The sequence below is a fragment of the Tateyamaria sp. ANG-S1 genome (assembly GCF_000814025.1).
Lineage (GTDB): Bacteria > Pseudomonadota > Alphaproteobacteria > Rhodobacterales > Rhodobacteraceae > Tateyamaria.
This window is the reverse complement of the sequence record NZ_JWLL01000007.1, coordinates 1-21,038: the sequence shown is the minus strand read 5'-3', so window position 1 is coordinate 21,038 and position 21,038 is coordinate 1. Positions and strand designations below refer to the sequence as shown.

The window sequence follows — 21,038 nt, the reverse complement described above, 5'->3', positions numbered from 1 at the left end:
TCAGATCGCGCCTTTCTCGGCACGTATGCGCCGCGCCATGGTGGAGAGGCCGCGCACTTCGGCAAGAACTTCACGACCGAAGGGGGTGAGTGCCAAGAGACCCGCAAACATGGTGTAGCAAAGCGCAGTACCGCTCAGAAGCCGTAGTATGGCAGTCTCGGGCAACATGTCCTGAATGAGCAGCATCGCCACATAAGTCAGCATGGCGGCACAGAAGAGCGGCGCAATGCAGCTGCGGATGCTGTCAAACCCGACCGGTCCCTTGCGGCAGATCAGGACCCAGAGCGGGACCAGCTTGGCCATACTGGCCGCCGCATAGGCCGAAGCCATCTGTACCACGCCGTACTGCACGCTCCATACGAAGACTGCGCAACTGATCAGCGCTGATGTGAGTCCCCACCAAGCCATCTCGGTCGTTCGTCCCTGGCTGATGAACAACCATCCGGTTGGATTTGCTAGCGCCTGTGACAGACCCGCGATCCCCAGAGCAGCGAAGATCGGTGCGCTTTCCGCCCATTGCGCGCCCAAAAGAAACGGGACCGCCGTATCCGCCATTGCGGTGAGAGCGGCGACAGCGGGTAGAACGGCGAGTTGCATCAACCCGAAGACACGAAAAAACATGTGGGCATAGCGCTGTGGTTCGTCTTGCATTCGGGACAGAACAGGCACCATGACTTGCGAAAGCGGCTGTGCAACGCGGTTCAGTGGAAACAGCAGCAACTTGTAGGCCCGGTCGTAAAGCCCTAGAGCCGCTCCACCCCAAACCCGCCCGATCAGGATGCTGTCGAGGTTGCGCGAGAAGAAATTTGCCAGTTTGAAGCCGGTTACGCCCGCCCCGAAACCAACTAATTCTCTGGTGCCTTCGGCCAATGCTGGGCGGGACGGCGTCCAGGGAACCCAGAACCAGACCATGATTGCGCCCAAAAGCCCACCTGCGATCGTGCCAGCAACTAATGCCCATGGTGTCGGATCGATCAGAGCCCAAAAGATCGAGACGGACAGCGTAGTAACCGCGACTGCACCAGCATTTATTGCAATACGGCCAAAGGCCATCTGGCGGTTTAAGAGCGCAAAGTGCTGGGCGCCCAGAGCCGTGACGACCATATTCAGCGCCAACACGCGGATAAGCCAAGTCAGGTCTGGCTCATTGTAGAATTGGGCGATCAGCGGTGCCACGAGGATGAGAAAAATCGTTAACGCGACGCTTAAGCTAGTGTTGATCCAGAACAGGGCATTCAACTGTCCAAATGTCAGCGTGCGCTTCTGTATGACGGCTTGTAACAGGCCCATGTCGCGGAACATCGACAGGAATGCGATCACCGGGCTGATCATTGCAATAAGGCCGATGTCCCTGGGTGTCAGCAGACGGGATAGGACAATCACCGATCCTATCTGGCACCCTACGGTGACCCCTTGGCTGAGCGCTGTATAAAATGTACCGCGTGCGACGGTGCCACCGTAGCTACTTTGCCTGGAGGTTTCGACAATTGTCTCGGGCGGGTGTTTTGCCATTCCGTGTCTCAAATGAACCGGCCTAGTGCCGTTGGCTCGACCTGATCACAGTACGCCGCTGGACGCTCGCGCTTTTGCAGTTGCAGCATTCCTTTCAGCAGCTTCTCGCCCGCTCGCATGCGGCAACAGCAGAATTCTGCAAGAAGTCTAGGCTCATGCCGGACCGGCTGCTTATAAAACCGGCAACAGGGAAGAGCTGGAAAAGATGCGTGTCGATTTTCTTCTGATGCTCGTTTTCTTGCTCATACTGCGGCGAAGGATCGGCAGGCGTCCGCCCTCCATTGCGAACACCTTTGACTCACTTTCAGTGTAGTAGGTACTCGGGAAATGCTCTCTGTTAGCGTCAGGTGGCAGAATGAATGCAAGGGTTGTTGCCCCCCAAAGTATGTCACGAGATGGCCCGTCGGATTGCCGCGCGCGGATTCTATATCTGGCGCACGATCTTAGCGACGCAGCTATTTGGCGGCGTGTCGAGATGTTGCGATTGGGCGGTGCGCAAGTCAGTCTAGCCGGGTTTCGACGCTGTGAGAGCGCCTTGAACGAGGACGCACTGGTTCTAGGGCGGACTCACAACGCCAAAATGCTTCAACGTGCGCTACAAGTGCTGCGGGTGCGCGTTAGACTGAAACAAAACCTAGCCGACGTAGGGCAATATGACATTCTGCTTTGCAGAAACCTTGAGATGCTGGCCTTGGCTGTTCCATTGTGCAGAGCACTGCCGCACAGCAGTCATTCTAGGCTGATTTATGAGGTATTGGACATCCACCGGCTCATGTTGGGGTCAGGATGGGTGGCGCGCTGTCTTCGGTGGCTGGAACAGCGCCTGTGCCGTGACGTCGACAGGCTCATTGTGTCGTCACCTGGGTTCTTGCGAGAGTATTTCGACATTTATCACCGCTCTGCGATCCCGGCCTTGCTGGTTGAAAACAAGGTCATGATCGAAGATCGCGTGGATTTGCCAGTCGCGCAGTCACGTGCCCCGATTTCGCGTGCTGAGCCCATTCAAATCGGTTGGTTCGGTATTCTCAGATGCGCGTTTTCACTGCAATGTCTTGATGCGCTGACCCGCGGCAATCCGGGTCGATATCGCATCGTGATGCGCGGTCGTCCGGCGCTCGACGAGCTGACGGACTTTCACGATGTTGTGGCGCAAAATCCTGACCTCGTTTTTTGTGGACCTTATCGATACCCCGATGATCTGAGCCAAATCTATAGAGAGGTCGATCTGGCCTGGCTGGTCGACCGATACGATACTGGTGGCAATTCAGACTGGCTGTTGCCCAATCGACTTTACGAAAGCGGTCTGAACCAAGTGCCAGCCATCGCATTGGCAGGAACCGAAATTGCAACGCGGCTGCGCGCTATAAGAACCGGGCTGGTTCTTCCCGACGCGACGGTAGCCGCCGTTATGGACGCATTGAGTGCGATTGATGATGAAGGGCTTGCTGGCCTTCGCGCCCGACAACAGGCTGTGCCGGTTGATACCTGGCGCATCAGTGACGCGGAAGCCCAGGCACTGGTAGAGGAGCTCTCTCTGCCTCGTAAGGCTACCGCGGAAACTACGGTGGAGCCGGGTGATGGCGTCCTCATCGTCATCCCGACGCTGAATGAAGCTGCGCACGTCGCGGGTGTGATCAACGGGCTCAAACCTTTTTTAGCCCGACGTCTTGCCTGCGATGCGCCGGTACGAATGATCATTGCGGATGGGGGGTCTACAGACGGGACGGTCGATATCGTAACGGATCAAATTGGTGCCCTTTCGCAGTTTGACATTCATCTGCTTCACAACTCTGCCCGGTTGCAAAGCGCAGGCGTCAACCGCGCTTGCGAAGTGTTTGGCGGTGACATGCGCTGGCTCGTCCGTCTGGACGCACACTCGGCTTATCCTGAGAACTATGTGGATGAGCTTTTGGAGGAGGCGCAGCGCACTGGGGCACAGAGCGTCGTCGTCGCCATGCGTGCGACCGGAAATACACCCTTGCAGCGTGCCATCGCTCTTACTCAGAACACGCGTCTGGGCAACGGTGGTTCGGCGCATCGAAACGCTGGTTCTGGCGCGTTTGTCGATCACGGACATCATGCACTGATGCACCTTGCGGCTTTTCGGGCGGTCGGCGGCTATGACGAAAGCTTCTCGCACAACGAAGACGCCGAGCTTGACGTGCGGCTGACCAAGGCGGGCTACAAGATCTGGCTCACGTCGCGGACGCAGCTGGACTATATGCCGCGTAAGACCCTCTCTGCGCTTGCTCGGCAGTATCTCAACTTCGGGAGCGGTCGTGCCCGTACCGTAATGAAACATCGGCTGAAGCCTCGGCTGAGGCAGATGGTGATGATTGCCGTGGCCCCTGTGGTCGCGCTTGCTGCTTTTGCTTTCGTCGTACCTGCCCTGGTACTGCCGGCCTTGGCTTGGATGGCGGCTTGCCTGATCGGTGCGTTGCAACTGGCCTATGTGCGCCGTGATCAGCTTGCTCTGGCGGCGGCCCCCATCGCCATGATCACGCACATTTCATGGTCACTCGGTTTCTGGCGGCAGGTGTTGGCCCCCAGAGCGATGCCAAACCCGGTCGATCAGATTGCAGAGTCAATAGATCCTTCAACATCGCGAAACGTTACTGTCGCCGTGGGCATTTGTACCTTCCAGCGTCCCTCTTTGATCGACACACTCAAGTCTCTTGAAGCACAGGTCTTACCCGACGGCGTGCGATTATCCGTTATCGTTGCCGATAATGACCGTACACAAAGCGCGAAGGAGATTGTCGCTGCATTCTCCAATCATGCAAAGCACCCGATCACTTATATGCACGCGCCGTCCGGGAACATTTCGATCGCGCGGAATGCCATATTGGACGAGATCGACCATCAAGGCCTGCAAATCTGCGCGTTCATAGACGATGATGAATTGGCGCATCCTAAGTGGCTCGCCAAACTCCTCGAGCGTCTTTCGAGTGGAGAGGCTGACGTCGTGGTTGGACCGACCCGCGCTGTTTACACCAGCGAAGCGCCGGGATGGATGCAGAACCTTCGAAGCCACGATACCACTCCTGAACTCGGACCCGATGGCCGACCAGTTGCTGGACACAGCTGCAACGTTCTTATGGATCTTCGGCATCCCGCGCTCGCCGGTCGCCGCTTCGATCTTGACCGTGGGATCTCAGGTGGTGAAGACACCGCGTTTTTTGCAGATGCTATGCGTGCCGGTGCGCAACTTGCATTTGCTCCTTTGGCCTATGTTGACGAGACTGTACCTGCATCGCGAATGACGTTTTCCTGGTTGTTCCGGCGCCGCTTTAGAATGGGGCAAACCCATGGCAGCCTGTTGCGAAGGCCCGATGGTTCGACCAATGGCTGGGTGGCCTTGCCCTTAGCGGGTGCAAAAGTCGCGTACTGCGCAACGCTTGCCCTTATGACTTTGCCCTTCAGCACGTATCGAAACGCCAATTTGTTGCGAGGTGCACTACATCTCGGGACGATGTCATCCTTGCTGGGCGCGCGGACTGTAGCGATCTATGGTCACACACAAAATGATCGCAACAGAGTACCGCCAAGTTAGAGGCGGCAGTCGATCTACCCTTCAGTAGAATTAATCGGTTTGTTGACATACTGCACACCCGGCGGCCCGTAATTTTCTTGCGGACAGGACGGGTAAAATGTAATTGGTTGTAAACCTCCCGTTCGCTATATGTGCTAAGCGAACGACGACCACGCCCCTACCGTATCATAAAGCCAAAACCTGGAGCGTTGATGCGAATATCGGTTTTTTTGATAAGCCTCCTTGTTTCAGGCGTCTCTGCGACAGTTCTGGGTATCTTGGCTGGCTTTGAAACTGTCACTCTCGTTTTGTTTGTGATTGCGGTCATTGTGGCCGTGCAACTGGCTTATGTCGGGTTAGTTATGCTGCTTGTGATCGAACGAAAGCACGAAACTTCGCAGAGCAGCAATGTAGCGAGAAAAGCATCCTCAAAACACGCGGCGTCAGAAAGCGATCTTTGACGCAGAAAGCTGCGCAATTGATCATCAGCAGTGGCGGTTAGACGCTCGTTGGCTAGCAAGAACCTTTGTCTGCCTTTGCCATGATTTATCCATATACTATTGTTTTTGCTGCGTCCAAGTGGGCGCTACTCCAAGAGCAATAGACAGAGGGCCTATGCAACAGAGCGTAACGGTCATCATCGCAGCTTATAATGCAGAAGATACGCTTGCACGGGCTATCCGATCGGCGTTGTCCCAACCAGAGACCCTTGAAGTTATTGTGGTTGATGACAAGTCGCTTGATGCGACTGCCGCTGTCACACTTGAAGAGGCAAAAGCCGATCAGCGCGTCCGGTTGATCTCACTAGAGATCAATCAAGGCCCGGCGGCAGCGCGAAACCGGGCGCTTGAAGTTGCATCAGCCGACTTTGTTGCAGTTCTGGATGCCGACGATGCATTCCTGCCCGGACGGCTCAGCCGTCTCATGGAGTGTGACGACGCCGAGCTTCGGGTGGACAACATTGCTTTCGTGACGGCCGACGGGATCGGCACGCTGATGGATCGGACATGGCCTGACATCGCACTCGATTTCCAACCGCTGAATGTCACGCAGTTCGTCCTTGGGAACCTACGTAGAAAAAGTGTTGCCAGAGGCGAGCTTGGTTTTCTCAAGCCTCTGATGTCACGCAGCTTTCTGAACAGTCACGGTCTGCGATATGACACCCGCCTGCGGCTTGGAGAGGACTACGACTTGTATCTGCGTGCGCTGCTCGCTGGCGCGAAACTGAAGTTCACCCGTCGCCCAGGATATGCAGCTGTGGTCAGAAAGACCTCCCTCAGCGCGCAACACGGTGCGGCAGAGCTTTCCCGCATGCACGATCGATTGGTTGCTCATTTGCAAATGGATGGGTTGTCTCCCGATCTCATTCAAGCAATGCAGGCGCACCTTGATGAGGTTCAGCGCAAGCGGGACCATCGGTTGTTTCTCGATTTGCGCCGCGCAGAGGGGTCTTGGGCCGCCTTGCGGTACCTGTTTGGCGTGAGGGGCCGGGCATGGCAAACCGCAAGCCAAATCATATCGGACAAACTTGGACTGACTGCGATGGCCGGTGACGCAGTACATGAACATGATGTGAGGTTCCTTTTGCCGCCAACTGGACAGCAGTCAGCTCCTGTCGTCCAGTAGGGCGACCTCTGCGCCGGGCGGGACAGTCGCGCGCTCAGCCGTTTTAATGTCAAGCCGCACGCGGGCGGATGTCCAGAGCGGGATATAGCCAAGGGCGTCCAGACCTGGAGCGCCGTGAGCAATGATATCGGATTGAGCTTCGGTGGTGAGCCGCGCGAGGCGGCTGGCCAGCGCCCGATGCGCGCCCCAGTCTCCGTCAGGATTGTCTTGCCCGGCGACTGCGATGCGCAACGCACCTGCTGGGGCTGAGATTTGTTCAACTATATTTGCTTCTGCGAGGACAATCGTTTGGGGAGATGCGCGCCGATCCATTTTATTCGCCAACCGCTCACGCCTTCGCCTGTCTAAAAGACTGGTCGCCAGGTCGCCGATAAGCACTGGGTTGGACAGTACCCTGCCAGCAGCTTCAAACACCTTGTATGCTTTGATCGCATCGACAAGCTTTTGATACCGAAGCGCCCGATCCAGAGTCGCGCCGCGTGCGCGCAGGGCTTGTCGCAGATCGGAATTGTTGCGTTGAAATCTATCTGCGTCGGCTGACAAACGTTGGTGGGCTGTCAGAAGGCCAAGCAGCACCGGAACCGACAGACGGTTGGAAATCGATTTCTCGTGCTGTCGATACAGATAGAGCGGTGCAGGTATGACAAAAAACTTTGCATCTGCCAAAAGCAGGCGTGCATAGAGATCGAAGTCTTCGCCGATCCGCAGTGTTTCGTCATAGCGCAGAGCGCCAAGCGTATCGCGGTGGATCATCGGCTTGAGATAGCCGAACGAGCCAAGGCCCGAAGTAACACTATCGCTCCGCACGAGTTCCGCAGCGGTAAGCTGCAAGCAATCGGTCAGATATCTGCCCTCAAGCAACGTGCGTCCGGCAAGCGGCACCGACCCGAAGCTCACCAGATCATCCGCGATAACATCTGCGCCAAGTGCGTTTGCGGCCGTCAGCAGCCGTTCGATCCGTTGTGGATGCAGCAGATCATCCGCATCCACAAAGGCAACCCATGTGCCCCGCGCAGCGTCAAGGGCCGAATTCCTTGCGCCTGCCGGGCCGGCATTGGTGTCCTTTGCGATAAGCTTCAGCCTGTGATCGCTACACGCCAAGCGCTTCAGGATTGTTAGGCTGTTATCCTCAGATGCATCATCGGCCACGATCAGTTCGAGGTTCTGGTAAGACTGTGATAGAACAGAGGTCACCGCTGCCTCAAGATAGCGTGACCCATTGAAGTTCGACATAATCACCGACACCAGAGGTGCTTGGGCAACTTGCTCCGACGCAGTAGTATGCATGCCGACGTTCCACATCGATGTACTGGCCGACTTTGCCGTGTTTGCAGCGCATGCCGCTTCTCGCGTGGCAATGCTTCTAGGTGATGTCGCCTTCTGGTCCCGCAAAGCTGCGCAACCGGATTTCGATCTCATGACGTTTCGCTGGAGCGCATCGCCGCAGGGAGGGTCTTGGCTAAGATCGCGATATCGGCTGCAGCACTGAAGCGCTCAACATACAACCGGTCATAAGCCACCCGGCGCCTGTATGTGGTGCTGTTGCGTCCACTCACCTGCCAAAGGCCAGTGATGCCGGGGCGGGAGCGCAAGTAGAAGCGACGCGATTTTCCGTAGAGACGCAGTTCATCTGCTGGCACCGGTCGTGGGCCAACCAGGCTCATATCACCGCGCAAGACGTTGAAGAACTGGGGAAATTCATCAAGGCTGAGTTTGCGCAATACGTGGCCTGTCGGCGTGACCCGCGGATCGTCGTGCAGTTTTCGGTTCTCTTCCCATTCGCAGCGTGTATCTGGGTATTTTTGAAAGTGTTTCTCTAGAACCTCATCGCCGTTGACGACCATTGTTCGGAATTTCAGACAGTTAAAAGGTCTGTTGTCATAGCCCACACGCCGGTGCCGATAGAAAACTGGCCCCGGTGACGACATGTAGACCAAAAACGAAAGTCCCATGAGCAGCGGCGACAGAACAACCAGCATCGTAAAGGCAACTGCGATATCCATACCCCGCTTTACCACGCCTCCAAGGGGCGTATCTCGGCACTGCAAACCAGCCCATGCTGCGGCGGGAGAACGTTCAGCAGACTGGACGCGACTCTCGGGGTGGCCGGGTTCCACTTCGATCGATTTCATCTTCTAGTATCCTTGTTCCTGGTCATCTCCGAAACACGCCACCAAAACAAAGTCGGATGAGGGTCCACCACCTTTCCCCTCAACGTGTCCGCGGACGTACACCGCTGTGCAACAACTAAGATCAGACTGCTTTCCCAACCAATTCACGGGGTTCGCGTAAAAAGCGTACGACAAATGCTGCAGCTGCAGTATCGCGGTTATCGGCGCAGGCGAGGCACCGCCGACTTCGACCTGCGCTTTCGCATGGTTTTCGCACATTCAGGCTACATGCCGGGACATCTGTTGCTTTTAAAACGGTCACGCTGCAGGAGAAGTCAGCACATTTGGAACTTTGAAAGGCTTCTGATCGGCCCGTTCGAGAGTAAATATGGCCGTCAAAGATTGACCTGAAAGCAACAGAATCAGTTGATCATCAATTACAGAAAATGCCCTCAAAACAGAATTAAATGTGGCTTTTCAGCAGCACGCCTGTCGCCGAACGGCTCTCTCGCACAGATCATGATGTTCAGTTGCGCAAAACAGTTCTGCACCTTGCGGAGCGCAGTATGCTGGCCTAGCCCGGACACTCCGGTATTCACCGGCCCTGCCACAAAGTAATGGATACGTAGATGCAAAACGCAGGCATGAAAACCGATCGCCCGTTACGAATTCTTTTTGGCAGTGCACACCCGCATTTGCCCCAAATGTACGGCGGCGCACAGTCGAGCACCCATGAACTCGTCAAGCGGCTGCGGGCGAAGGGTCACGATGTTGCAGTTTTGGCGGGACTGACTGGTGCGGGTTGGCTGGGGGTACGTGGCCGTATCCTTCTGAAGCTGACGCGCCATGGGTACGTGCGCGACGATAGCCTCGGCTACCCCGTGTTTCGCGCTTGGTTTGCAGAGACGATTACAAGGCGGGTTGTTCAGGACTTCGCCGCGGACGCCGTCATTTTCCAGTCAAGGCTGCCCGTACCAATGGCAAAGGCCATCGACCGCCAGAAAACCCGCACTTTTATCTATCTTCGCAATGTCGAAAGAGAGGACCTTGGTGGTTCTCTTCGCGGCCTGGCGAACCTCGGTTTTATCGCCAATTCCCGATTTACAGCGGAGCGCTTTGCCGAAACCGATGCTGTGCATGCCGATGTGATTTATCCGATGATTGAGGCCGAAAAGTATAAGGTGAACTCGACCCGTCAAAATGTGACCTTCATCAACCCGCATCCGCACAAAGGTGTCGAAATCGCGCTCGGAATCGCTGCGGCTTGTCCTGAAATCCCCTTTGTCTTCGTGCGTGGTTGGCAGCTTTCCCCGGAACAAGAACAGCGTCTCACCGACGCTTTGGCCAATTTGCCGAACGTTACATTGCGACCATCAACCAATGACATGCGTGGCGTGTACGGTGATGCCCGGATCGTTCTGGCCCCCAGCCAATGGCAGGAAGCCTTTGGTCGCATAGCCGCCGAAGCACAGATCAGCGGGATACCGGTATTGGCATCACGGACGGGGGGCCTCCCCGAAGCGGTCGGGCCCGGCGGTGTCCTCCTGGACAAGGATGCACCGATCGACATATGGGCAGAGCGTCTTCGACATCTCTGGCACGATGCAAGTGCTTACGATACCGCATCGAAAGCTGCGCTTAACCACGCCAGCCGTCCGGAAATGGTGCCGGAATGGCAAGTCGACCGGCTGGTCGACATTCTGCGGGCACCTGTCCCTAAGATGCAGAGTTAACCAAGCCCATCAGGTGCTCAGGACGGCGGAAGACCACGCGTTGCACCATTGGATGGGCCCAGTGCGGTTGCAGGGTTAGCGGGAGGGACTGCTCGCTCTTTGGTTGAAGATGCTGTGGGCGCTGAGAGCCTGCGCACCGGAATCGCGTCATTTGGCCCTGGCATGTCCAGCACGACTTCCAATACGTCACCGCCTTGGAGTAAATCGCCCCGTTCAACTGCGAATGTGACCGGCCCCTCTGGCCTTTGCCGGGTAACCCGAAGCTGCGGCGCAACGAGCGCGGAAAGCTGCACAAGTCCTGTTCCCGTCCGAGAGGCGTCAGCAAAAAGCGCGGCATCGGTTTCCATGCGAATCCGCAGCTCTCCAATGGCGGCACGCTGGTCTTGCAGTCCCTGTACCAATTCGCGGCTGCGTTCGTTGACCAGATCAAGCCGGTCGCGGCGCGCTTCGTTGAGGCGCTGCTCGGCGTTCAGTCGAGCCGTCTCCACCTCCAGCAGCCGCACCTGCTGATCGGTTACCTGGCGCTGTAGCGCGCTCTGGCGTGAAGTGGTTGATAGTCCGCGCTCAACAAGACTCGCGGCATCCCGAAGCTCGCCCTCCAGCAAGCCAAGCTGCTTTTCACGCAACTCTGCCTGAGTGTTCAGTCGAGCGATGCGCTCTCGTAGTAAAACATCGAGGTCGTCGAGTTGCGCAAGGCTTGAACTGAAAGCAGATTGCCGGGACGCCATGACGCGTTGCTCCTCCGCAATCAATTCTGCGCCCAGCGGTGAGGCCGTAAGCTCTTCGGGTGGGGCCATCTTTGTCTCGGCTTCTTCGGCTTGCAGCCGGGAGAGTGTTGCCAACCGCCTTAACAATTCAAGCTCGCGGATCCTGTAATTTCCAAGCGCATTCAATGCGCCGCTTTCGCCTTGCACAAATGCAGTTCCGGGGCCGTCGATGCCACCGGCCATGCTAAGCGCCTGCAAAACGGTTAACTGCGGGGCATGAGGGTAGACACCCGGCGCGCGCACATCGCCAAGCACATAGATGGGGGCAAATTCAGAAATACTCACCACTACTTCGACATCGCCGCGCAGCCCCATACGCGCCTGAATCTGGTCCGAGATCTGCATGGCCAGATCATCTGGCGTCATACCGGACACAGTCAGCGCGCCGATAAGGGGAAGTGTTACAGTACCGCCCGCGCTGATTGTAAAAGCCCCGCCCACTGCCGGCCAGTCACTGTAGGCCTCCTGCACCGAATCCCAGCGTCCGATTCTGATATCGATGACTTGTTGCGGTGCCAGGGTCTGGTTCACAGCGGCTGAGGGTTCCGTTTGGGCGCGTAGTTGCAACGGCGAGAAGATCGTAACGACCGCGGTCACAAAGATCACAATCAGCGCTCGCAGTTCCGAAAGCGACCCGCCCCACACCTCACGCATTGATCTCAAGCTCCTCGTAGCTGCCTGAGCTCACATACCTTCGCGCGACTGCCAGTTCGGCGTCCTCGAGTACGGTGGTGGAAAGCGCATCCCGAAATCTCGGATGATCAGCCAGAGCGTCGGTTATGAAGTCTGGCGACACCTTGCCCCAAGGTATGCGTAGCACAGTCGTACCGTAAGCCCAGGCATGAGGGTCTGATTGATATGCGTCCGAAATGGGACGCAGGGCTAGGAGGATCACATCGAACTTCTCGCTTAGACGGCCGGCGATCTGGGTGAAATCGCGGTCCGCAACATTAACGCTACTTGCCAGCTCGCCCAGGCTCATAATCTCAAGATCCGTCTCCATTAGAGGTGCCTGCGGCACCTGCGCCTCGTCTTCGAAGAGCAGCAAAACGCGCCGCTGCCCGCAGCGCGACAGACGCGTCGCAAGCGCGATAGGCGTTGCACTTGGGTTTTCAAGCTCAGGCAGCAATGGCGCGATTGCGACAAGCCGCCCTTTGTTCTTTATCACTGTGCTGTCGCAGGCTTGTGCCAAACGCTCCAATGTGCGTTTGCGGGCACTGGACGCGCTTGTATCCTTGCGGCTTCTGCGTCCAGGAAGCAATCCGGCACAGCGCAGCCCAGCATCCTTGCGCAGCCCCGAAACGGTGCGCGCGGGCTTGGGTGTAATTTCGCGCACCGTCCCGATGAGCACGCCAATCAAACCACCTAGCAATACACCAGCGGCAAGCATCATCTTCTTCCGGGGACTAGAGGCGTCCCTTGGAATTTCCGCGGGCGAAATCACTTTGATCGAAGCAATTGGGAAGCCTTGTTGCTGCATTGTGACTTCGAGACGTTGGAGATAATCGCTGTAAACCCGTGCGTGGGTCTCTGCGATGGCCTCAAGCTGTTGTAGCTGACCGCGCAGAGCAAGTGCAGACTGTGAACCACCGGTGGCCAGTTCAAGATCGGTCCGCAGTGACTGTTCCCGGCTGCGCGCGATGTTGTAGGTCACGCGCGCTGCTTCAGTTGCCTGCTCAAGTTGCACCTTCAGTGCATCGCGCAGCAATTGCATCCGCTCGTTAATGTCCTGCGCCTGTGGATGCTCACTGCCAAACTGGCTCACCAACCGACCATATCTCAAACGTGCATCAAGGTAGTCGCGCCGAAGCGCTTCGCTCGATGGCTCCAATTGCCCATTCAGCCCAGGAACGGTGACGATCTCTTCTCCCTGTTTTGACCTGGCAAGAAGCGATTCCATGCTTTCAAGCTGTGCCTGAGCTTCGGCGGCGCTGGCCGAAGCGGTCACAAGCGCGCTGGCCAATTCCGATTGCTGCTGCTCCGTCAGTAAATCGCCACGCACCTGAACCAGATCGTTGGAGGCGCGAAATTCCTGTACGGCCGCAGCGGCATCGACACTTTGCTGTTCGAGAACATCCAGACGATCACGGAGCCACTCTTCGGCTTCTGCGGCAATTTCCGTTGACGTCGATAGCTGAAAATTCTCGTAGGCAATGCCATAACCCCGTGCGATCATTGCGGCACGGCGTGGCTCGAAATCTGAAAAACCGATCTGAATGACAAGACTGCGTCCTGCGCGGGACACTGACAGGCGATCTCGTAGTATCCGGACTGCCCGGTCCCTGTCCGTGACCTCAAGGTTGAAGTCCAGCCCGCCTTCCTCGGCCGTCCCCTCATCGACGGAAACAGAGTTCGACCGAGTGGGTGGTTCCGGCGTCAGCAGGTCCGCAACCGCACTTGTCACCTTTGAGACGAGCCCAAGCACACGTTCGGTTGTGCCGACAGGCGGCGACAGAAAGTCCTCATCCTGATCAAGTTCAAGCAGATCAATCACCTTCAACGCCAACACCCGGGACCGAATGATCTCAATCTCGCTCTGCACCGCGGTGTTCGATCGGACGGCGTTCGGGAGTGGTGAAACCTGGTTCAGCAGTTCCCCGCGCTCTTCGTCAAGGAGGACGGTTTCGACGGCCGTGTAGCGTGGCAAGGTCCCAAGGATCATCAGGATTGCTATGGTAGCCCCCACAGTGGCGCAGACTAACGCCAATCGGGCTTGCCGGCGGATCGCCCGCATGATTGCGCCGAGATCCAGACTTGGTTCTTTGCGGTCGCTGTTGAACCCTACGGGGGCTTCCCTTCTCCAGGTGATGTCACGCTCCTTGACAGGATGGGTCATAGCGAATCCTCTAGAACTGTTGGACGCGGACAACCGGAGCTGGCAGCGGTACGAAACATCAAAGAAGCCATTCGAAATAGCCTCATAGCGCCACACTCCGTTGGGACACAAACCGCACGTCCACGGCCGGTCGTAAGACTGGTCGATGAATGGGCTGCGGGCGATCAAGAAGCCGCATCAGAATGAAGCTGACAAGGAAGGTGCCCACCGTGTGAGGTGTGACGAAATCAACCTCCGCAACAGACCGCACCAAGAAAAGTACCGACAGACCAAACACTAACAGCAGTGACGCTGTATTTTCAGGCCTTAAGGCTGCGCGCAACGGCAGTACAAACAGCAGCACACACATCGCTCCAACAAGGGCGAGCCCGACCAGACCGACGCCTACATATGTCTCGATCAGTGCGTTGTGGAAATGAAAACCGGTGCGTGCGGTGATATAGAATTCTTGCCAGAGCATTTCTGCTTCCAGGCGCCCGTGGGTCCAAAACGCGTTGTAGCCAAGGCCCAACAGTGGTTGCTGCCCACCAATCTCAAAAGCTTGGTTCCACAAGTATGTGCGGCCAGTTAAGCTGGTGTCCCGTCCGAATGCCGACAACACCGCATTAAAACCGCCAAGCAGTAAACCGGCAATTGCAATGCCAAGAGCGCCAATAACGATGATGAATACGGCTGCGCGGCGCAACTTCGGCGGCAGAAGCAAAACGCCTCCGATCATAGCAATCGCAGCAAAAGCAGCCATCGCTGACAATAAGGATGTCGCAGAGTCCGACACCCACAGCATGACGAAGCCAAGCGCTGCAGTGACAAGAGCGACAAATCGTACAGTACGCAAGCTCTGGAAGATCGAGACTAAAGAAAGCGAAAACAGAATTGTAAGCGTTGCAAAATAGCCAAGCTGGTTCTTTGATGAAAATGCACCGCGAAACGCGAAATCACCGTCGATGTAATCGTATGAATAGCCACCTTCGAGCACCGAATAGATCAGAATCAGCAGACCACCGATTGTACTGCCGAGCGCCAGGTTGCCCATCGATACGATTCGCGCCGCAATCAACCCAGCGCCAAAGGTGATTGTATATTGGATTGCGCCGCGAAGGGTGGCTCCCGGCGCGTCACTCCAAAATGTTGAAAGTCCGAAAAAGATCGGCACGATCAGCAGCAGAACAGCAGTGCCGGGCTGGGCCAGCAGGCTTCGCGGCGCGATCGCGAAAGGCAGGGCCCAGCAAGCATAGAACGCTAGGACCGAGATCGCGCCGAAATTCACCGAATATGCAAAAACAAGCATTGAAAGCACAACCGCTGGAACCGCGAATAGCGTGTTCTCAGCGGGGTCAATAAGGCGCGATTGAGAGATCACCATGCGCTTAGTATTCCATTGCGCCAAGCCAGCTGAGACCGGTGCCTGTCACTGCGATACGTCCACCTCAGGCTTGCACAGCACAGAGCCGTCAAACGCACAGCCGGTGCCCATCTCGGTAAAGCCCATCCAGTCCACCTCAAGAGTCTGTGGGGCGGACGCCGGATCGAACCGTCCCATCCAATCGACCAGAGTGTCTGTGGACCACAAACTAAGATAAATCTTTTTCGGTTCGTTCGGTAAGACACCACCATGCTGATCGCGGATCATGGTCCCGTCTATGTACCAGCGGATACGATCTGGCTCCCAGATAAATGAGTATGTGCGAAATCCATCGTCCTCCGACGTGCGGTGCAACTCCTCATTGGTGCTGCTCGCCGCGGTGTGGAAGTTCGTTTGCAAGACCGGCTCGCGGGGCGCGATGAATTCAAAATCTATCTCATTGTGCGGACGGTCCTGCGGTGCGCCGATGAAAGTGAAGAGATTGGCGTTCATCCCTTCCGCGTATGGGACCTTCATACGCGCTTCGTAAGTGCCGTATCCAAACCGCTCGCGGGTCTGGATTTCAGCGCAGCTCAAATCACGGTCTTCCTTGGCGTCAGCAGTCAGCGAAAGCAGAAGCTTGCCGTTTTCAACCGCAACTCTATCCCGGTACCACAAACAACTCTGGTGGTCTCCATTGGCCCAGCCACTGGAGATGAACCACCGGCTTTTTGCCAATGTATCGAAGGGCTCGAAGAAGGAGGTGTCCTCTTGCGCCGAACCGTCAGAGGGCATTAGCAGGCAAATGGCAAAAGCGGTTTTTAACAGACAGACTTGTCCGAGACGTCGACGCATGGTTCGCATTTTCTCACATCCATTGAAGCGCAAAGACGTTAGGAAGACGGAGTAAAAATACTGCCCCGACATCGCTCGGACAAACACCAAAACCGGACATACGCGGCAGCTTGCCGACCTGAACACGATTTCGCCGTGTGTTGCTGCCAAAGCGTGTTTGCGGCCCAGAATTTAGGCGATTCCCTTATTCCGTGAATCCCTGCCAGTGCTGACTCAAATCCTTGCCGAGCAGCTCAGAGAGCCCAGCATTTCGGTCTGAAAGGTGCTGACACAGATATGCGCGCGTTTTCGCTCGCATGTCGGACGGTGGGTGATCTTGGATAAGTACCCGTTCCGAAATGAAATGAAACCAGCGCCGATATGCTTTGTCTCCGATACGTGATGACAACGGCACTTGCCCTTTGAAGTGCCTCGCATACCGATAACGGACCAGCAACTTGCCCACACGGTTGAGACGCTGCAATGTCTCCGCCTTTGCCGGATATCTTGTCCTGTTGTGCCAGGTCTCAACAGCCTCAACCGACATAGGTGAGAGGCCGAGGAATGCTGTCAAAGCGTCGAGCGTGGCCTGTTGATCGGCTTTGAATTCCTCAAACAGGACAACATGCACACGATCTTTCCCAAGCGCTGCGTAAAAGTTTCGCAAGCGCGGCGCGTAGGTCGATCCCAGTATGATTGATATCTCGCTGCTCAGGGCAGCTTCGAAGGAGTCGCAGGTACGCCCGCTGCGCAGCAGGTGCCAATACTGCGAGAACGCCCGCTTGACCGGGTCGCGCAGCATGAAAATCACCTTCACTTTGTCATCAGCCGCCTTGATACGAAACGGGGCCACATCGGACATAAGGTAGGTCGTTGTATCCTCGCCGATCAGCGCACCGTCGGGTGCGTCCGCAAAGCGCCTCCCATACATCTCTCGCATAGCCGGATCCCGAGGGTTGCGCCATGACAGGTCGTCTCCGTCAATACCTAGGAAGTCTCCGTGAGCTACCGGATCGTCTGCATCGAAGAAATAGATCTCGTTCTTTGCAATCCAGGCGTCCGGATGCTGATCCAGTATTTGGTGAAGCGATGTTGTGCCACATTTGGGCGCTCCGGCTATGACAAAGTCCGGTGTCATGAAAACTTCCTAGCCCAATGAATGTTGCGGAAAGGGTGGTTTCACAGGTCCATATGCTACACGCAGGTCGGTCTTCGCTCACAATAATATCGCATGGAACTAAACAGACCGGCTCGCCACGATCTTAATTGGGGCCGGCGTGCTGACAGGAAGGACCCTGATCGGGGTGCTTGGAGCGGTGTTACATCCAGTTGTCGAACAGCAAGCTCTCGTACGTGCCGGCAAGCGCGCCCGAAAAGCCAGCGTTGTAGTCCGTTGCGACCTCATTTGCGACATAGTCGCTGCGCACATCTTCATAGTCACCATTTCGGGCGGGGCCGCCGACCAGCGCTCCATGTAGGACGTAGACGTTTGGCTCTGGGTCATCTACATGCCTTGTGCCTGATGCACCGCGATGATGTGGGTTCAACGGAAAGTCTTCGCCGAAACCTACAACAAAGCTCTGCCCATCTGGATTGTCGCCCATCATGAAATCAAGTTGATCAGAGGCGAAATCCAGCAAATCCTCGACACGTTCCGCATTGTCTTCGGGATCGACCTCAGCCAAGTGCTTGGCATGCACTGTGGCCAGAAGCGATGTGTTCGCGGCATAGCGGTTCGATCCCCATTGATCGATCCAAGCCAAGCCATCGTTTGTATCGGTCCCCGGCGTAGTCGCGATGTCGTTCATCCAGTAGTCGAGATGACGATCCAGATCCTCGATATAGCGTTCATCCCCCGTTTGCTGCGCCAGCAAAAGCGTGGTGCCGTTGCTCATGTTGTCCCAGCCATAAGCAAAGTAAGTGTTTGGCTCCACGTAGTAGTCGATGGATTTCTCCAGATAAGCCTCGTCCCCAGTAGCTTGGTAGAGCCAGTTTGCAGCCCATGACAGCTCGTCCTCATAGCCACTCCAAGAGTAGTAGAATTGTGCCGCATCGGTCACGGTGTCTGTGTATTTCCCTAAATATGTCTCGGAGAATTCAAACAACTGCACGGCAGTGTCGAGCAACTCATCGGCATAGGCCGTATCGCCTTGCGCGCGGAAGAACATGGATGCAGAGGCCATGGCGGCCGCAGTTTGGGCGGTAACCTCTGTTCCGGGGTTTTCAGCATCAACGGAATAGACTGGACGGTCCATCAGCATGTCCTCTGGCGCACCCCAGAAGGCGTGGTCGTCATTGCCGTCTCCAACCTGCGCATGGAAGACGTCATCCGACAAATCCGCCGTGCCTTTGTCATCATAGGCATTCAGGAAATAGTCGTTGAGCTGGCGCAGGTGGTCGCTGAGCGCGTCATAAGCACCGGTGTCTTTGTATCCTTCTTCAAACTCAAGGCCACCCCAGGCAAGGGTCGTTGCAGTCCCAGCCATCGGCAAGCCGAACTTAACATGATCGCCGGCATCAAACATGCCGCCGGATAAATCCCGCCCAACTGCTGCTCCGTCATCAAGCGTTGAGTCCCAACGCCACGAAACCGGGTGGTCGTCAGGCAAATCACCCGCATAACTGGCATAGTAAAACTGCATGGACTTGTTCAAAACAGCGTCATAGTCGGCTGCGCCAAACGGTGCGCCGTCTTCTCCACCGACCGGAAGTGTTATGCTGTCATCCGCCGCCGGTAAGTTGCCTGCAGGCTCGGCGTCTTCAGGGACCCTGACGGTGCTGCCGTCTTCCAAGTTCGCATCAAAAACCAGACTTCCCAGTTCCGAGGGTTCTCCGCCTGCAGCGGAAAAGCCGAACGTGATTGATTCCGCGGGCGGTATATTGGTCGTCCAACCTCTGGCCTCAAAGTTGGTCATGTTACCATGAATAGCAAGATTTCCGCCCCATGCGCCGGTGATCAAATATCCAGTAGTGTCAAAGTCCAAAGACCAGTCTTCTATGATCTGGTCTGTTGTGTTCGTGATGGTGATCTTGCCCAGGAATCCACCTTGCCAGCGGTCTGTGACCTCGAAACTGATCATAGACTATCCCCCGTCAATCCTGTTGCTGCGACTTCACCTTGTGCGTTGCTGCCAGCGTACCGCGCTGAACCCGGTGCCATTTTGGTATGATGCTCTGCCATACAAGCCTCCCGCAGAAGTTGTGTCACGAGTTGGATCGTGTATGTCCGCAAGATTGGGCCTTAGCGACCATTAATTCCGCTCGTTAAGTCATTGCGCAAAAAGCTGCTGCTCAGACCGATCATCGCCACTCGGGTGGCCCAGTTTTTAGGCAGCACCGCAGGCTGGAACAGGGATTGCAGTAATCTGGCATCACGTGTCCCGAGGATGGGTTTGGCAATGCGCACATGGTTTGTGCGCGCATTATGCGTCTTAGGCACGCGTCCAATCCAAAGGTTGTTCACCTCGACATGCTAGACGAACAAACACGGCGGAAGAGGAGCAAAGCCCAAACAATCGTCACCGATGCGGTGAACTCGACAGCTTCCTCTAACAAGGAGACTGTCCGAGACGGCACGAGGTCCAGCAGAACGCCGCAGGCTAAAAGAACGACATGAACCAGAAGGGCGAAATGGAACTCGTCTTGCAGAAAACGCCGGATGGGATCGCGTGCTTTGTAGATCACTGCGACAAAGCCAATGAAAGCAAGCAGCAGAGAAAGCGCGACGACGAGCGATATGGCATCGCCTTTCTGCATTATCCTAAGCAGGATGATGGCAATGTCGTGCCCGCCGTCAAACTCCCCTCCACCCTCCATTGGTGGCATCTCGAAATCAAAGAAGCGCGCACCAAAACTCACCTCACTCAGAAAAAGCAAAAGCGAGAACAGAGAGACTCCGAGAAGCAACTGCACATCGCTTTTGTGCGCGAGTTCACGTGTTACCAAGGTCCAGAAAGCCAGCACACTTGCGAAAAGGAAAAGGGCCGCCGAGGCGAATTCCACCGGGCCATCTTCGACCATGATTGAGGGGCGGATCAGCCCCGCGAAAAAAAGCAGGCAAATGAGGGCTGTTGATGAAGGCAATAAAACAAGCGATAGGGGAGCGTGCCTGATCCAACCGACCGTCCTCCTTCGCCATACTGTCATGTAACTGTTTTGTTGGTGTGCTTTCATTAAAAAGACAGCAGTGAATCCATCCTATAGGCTAAAGTATATAAGGGTGTTCGGGAGGTGCGGGCACTCGAATGTAACTATTTGCGCGATAGTTCGCCCTATACCTCCACCTTTGGCAGTCTTTTGCTCATTCTTCGGTTCTGCCGCCGGTTGTAAATTGAACACTTGCTTATTGACGCTGTCACGAAAGCGTAATGCTCAGAACGTTATGCACGTCGCGTCGAACCGAGTTCATCGCATCGGCAACTTTCCGGTCCTTTTTGTGTACTTGGTCGTCCTTTCTAGCCCCTATTTCGGCACCAGTGATTTGACGTTTCTCCAATGAGCTTTTGCTTCGCTGTAATCATGAGTCATCAGCCTTGGCGGGTCGCGCCAACCGCACTTGTATTAGCGTCAAAGCTTGGGAACACGCCAACTATCAAATCACGAATAGACGCGATGCAATGACGGTTGCCGAACGCTTGATGAATGACCATCGCTTTATCGCCAGAGAAGCCCCCGATCCTGCGAATGAATTCGAGGTTCTTCCACCTCCGTCAATCGAGCGGCGGGTGTCAGCCGGTGATTTGCGG

13 protein-coding genes are annotated in these 21,038 nt (G+C 56.1%); 3 read left to right on the top strand and 10 right to left on the bottom strand.

The genetic code is table 11. From position 1 onward, the window contains the following. Complete coding sequence (locus RA29_RS16440) at positions 1 to 1,512, bottom strand: lipopolysaccharide biosynthesis protein (protein ID WP_039687998.1); 1,512 nt, start codon at positions 1,510 to 1,512, stop codon at positions 1 to 3. A gap of 535 nt (positions 1,513 to 2,047) precedes the next feature. Here RA29_RS16440 and RA29_RS22485 point away from each other — a divergent pair. Next, positions 2,048 to 5,065, top strand: a complete 3,018-nt coding sequence (locus RA29_RS22485) for a glycosyltransferase (RefSeq protein ID WP_152613045.1) — start codon at positions 2,048 to 2,050, stop codon at positions 5,063 to 5,065. A 594-nt stretch (positions 5,066 to 5,659) separates the two neighbouring features. Next, positions 5,660 to 6,670 (top strand): glycosyltransferase family 2 protein, encoded by a 1,011-nt coding sequence (locus tag RA29_RS16430; RefSeq protein ID WP_052249717.1) that lies wholly within the window; start codon positions 5,660 to 5,662, stop codon positions 6,668 to 6,670. Here RA29_RS16430 and RA29_RS16425 read toward each other — a convergent pair. Together RA29_RS16425 and RA29_RS16420 are read right to left on the bottom strand one after the other, a co-directional pair. Then, positions 6,650 to 7,957 (bottom strand): glycosyltransferase family 2 protein, encoded by a 1,308-nt coding sequence (locus tag RA29_RS16425; protein WP_193743551.1) that lies wholly within the window; start codon positions 7,955 to 7,957, stop codon positions 6,650 to 6,652. The genes RA29_RS16430 and RA29_RS16425 overlap by 21 nt on opposite strands. Before the next feature lie 128 nt (positions 7,958 to 8,085). Continuing rightward, on the bottom strand, positions 8,086 to 8,802 hold the full coding sequence (locus RA29_RS16420) for a sugar transferase (protein ID WP_052249715.1): 717 nt from the start codon (positions 8,800 to 8,802) through the stop codon (positions 8,086 to 8,088). Between the two features lie 608 nt (positions 8,803 to 9,410). Here RA29_RS16420 and RA29_RS16415 point away from each other — a divergent pair. Next, positions 9,411 to 10,514, top strand: coding sequence for a glycosyltransferase (locus RA29_RS16415; protein ID WP_039687996.1), 1,104 nt, complete (start codon positions 9,411 to 9,413; stop codon positions 10,512 to 10,514). A 17-nt stretch (positions 10,515 to 10,531) separates the two neighbouring features. Here the strand turns inward: RA29_RS16415 and RA29_RS16410 are convergent, their stop codons facing one another. The 7 genes from RA29_RS16410 to RA29_RS16380 form a co-directional block, all read right to left on the bottom strand. Then, positions 10,532 to 11,935, bottom strand: a complete 1,404-nt coding sequence (locus RA29_RS16410; RefSeq protein ID WP_039687994.1) for a polysaccharide biosynthesis/export family protein — start codon at positions 11,933 to 11,935, stop codon at positions 10,532 to 10,534. Beyond that, positions 11,928 to 14,117, bottom strand: a complete 2,190-nt coding sequence (locus RA29_RS16405; RefSeq protein WP_082029573.1) for a GumC family protein — start codon at positions 14,115 to 14,117, stop codon at positions 11,928 to 11,930. The genes RA29_RS16410 and RA29_RS16405 overlap by 8 nt, the downstream gene beginning before the upstream one ends. A gap of 82 nt (positions 14,118 to 14,199) precedes the next feature. Then, entirely contained in the window at positions 14,200 to 15,480 is a 1,281-nt protein-coding gene (locus RA29_RS16400) for an O-antigen ligase (RefSeq protein ID WP_039687990.1), read from the bottom strand. 45 nt (positions 15,481 to 15,525) lie between these two features. Further along, entirely contained in the window at positions 15,526 to 16,323 is a 798-nt protein-coding gene (locus RA29_RS16395) for a family 16 glycosylhydrolase (RefSeq protein WP_039688014.1), read from the bottom strand. A gap of 175 nt (positions 16,324 to 16,498) precedes the next feature. Beyond that, positions 16,499 to 17,431, bottom strand: a complete 933-nt coding sequence (locus RA29_RS22025; protein WP_052249712.1) for a sulfotransferase — start codon at positions 17,429 to 17,431, stop codon at positions 16,499 to 16,501. Positions 17,432 to 17,612: 181 nt separating this feature from the next. Further along, positions 17,613 to 19,373, bottom strand: a complete 1,761-nt coding sequence (locus tag RA29_RS16385) for a glycoside hydrolase family 9 protein (protein ID WP_052249711.1) — start codon at positions 19,371 to 19,373, stop codon at positions 17,613 to 17,615. Between the two features lie 379 nt (positions 19,374 to 19,752). Beyond that, a complete protein-coding gene (locus tag RA29_RS16380; RefSeq protein WP_193743550.1) occupies positions 19,753 to 20,439 on the bottom strand; it encodes a hypothetical protein in 687 nt (228 codons plus the stop codon). Positions 20,440 to 21,038: the final 599 nt, after the last annotated feature.

Coding starts and splice junctions, on each gene's coding strand:
- RA29_RS16440 (WP_039687998.1), bottom strand. CDS start 1,512: ATGGCAAAACACCCGCCCGAGACAATTGTCGAAACCTCCAGGCAAAGT.
- RA29_RS16430 (WP_052249717.1), top strand. CDS start 5,660: ATGCAACAGAGCGTAACGGTCATCATCGCAGCTTATAATGCAGAAGAT.
- RA29_RS16425 (WP_193743551.1), bottom strand. CDS start 7,957: ATGCATACTACTGCGTCGGAGCAAGTTGCCCAAGCACCTCTGGTGTCG.
- RA29_RS16420 (WP_052249715.1), bottom strand. CDS start 8,802: ATGAAATCGATCGAAGTGGAACCCGGCCACCCCGAGAGTCGCGTCCAG.
- RA29_RS16415 (WP_039687996.1), top strand. CDS start 9,411: ATGCAAAACGCAGGCATGAAAACCGATCGCCCGTTACGAATTCTTTTT.
- RA29_RS16410 (WP_039687994.1), bottom strand. CDS start 11,935: ATGCGTGAGGTGTGGGGCGGGTCGCTTTCGGAACTGCGAGCGCTGATT.
- RA29_RS16405 (WP_082029573.1), bottom strand. CDS start 14,117: ATGACCCATCCTGTCAAGGAGCGTGACATCACCTGGAGAAGGGAAGCC.
- RA29_RS16400 (WP_039687990.1), bottom strand. CDS start 15,480: ATGGTGATCTCTCAATCGCGCCTTATTGACCCCGCTGAGAACACGCTA.
- RA29_RS16395 (WP_039688014.1), bottom strand. CDS start 16,323: ATGCGAACCATGCGTCGACGTCTCGGACAAGTCTGTCTGTTAAAAACC.
- RA29_RS22025 (WP_052249712.1), bottom strand. CDS start 17,431: ATGACACCGGACTTTGTCATAGCCGGAGCGCCCAAATGTGGCACAACA.
- RA29_RS16385 (WP_052249711.1), bottom strand. CDS start 19,373: ATGATCAGTTTCGAGGTCACAGACCGCTGGCAAGGTGGATTCCTGGGC.
- RA29_RS16380 (WP_193743550.1), bottom strand. CDS start 20,439: ATGACAGTATGGCGAAGGAGGACGGTCGGTTGGATCAGGCACGCTCCC.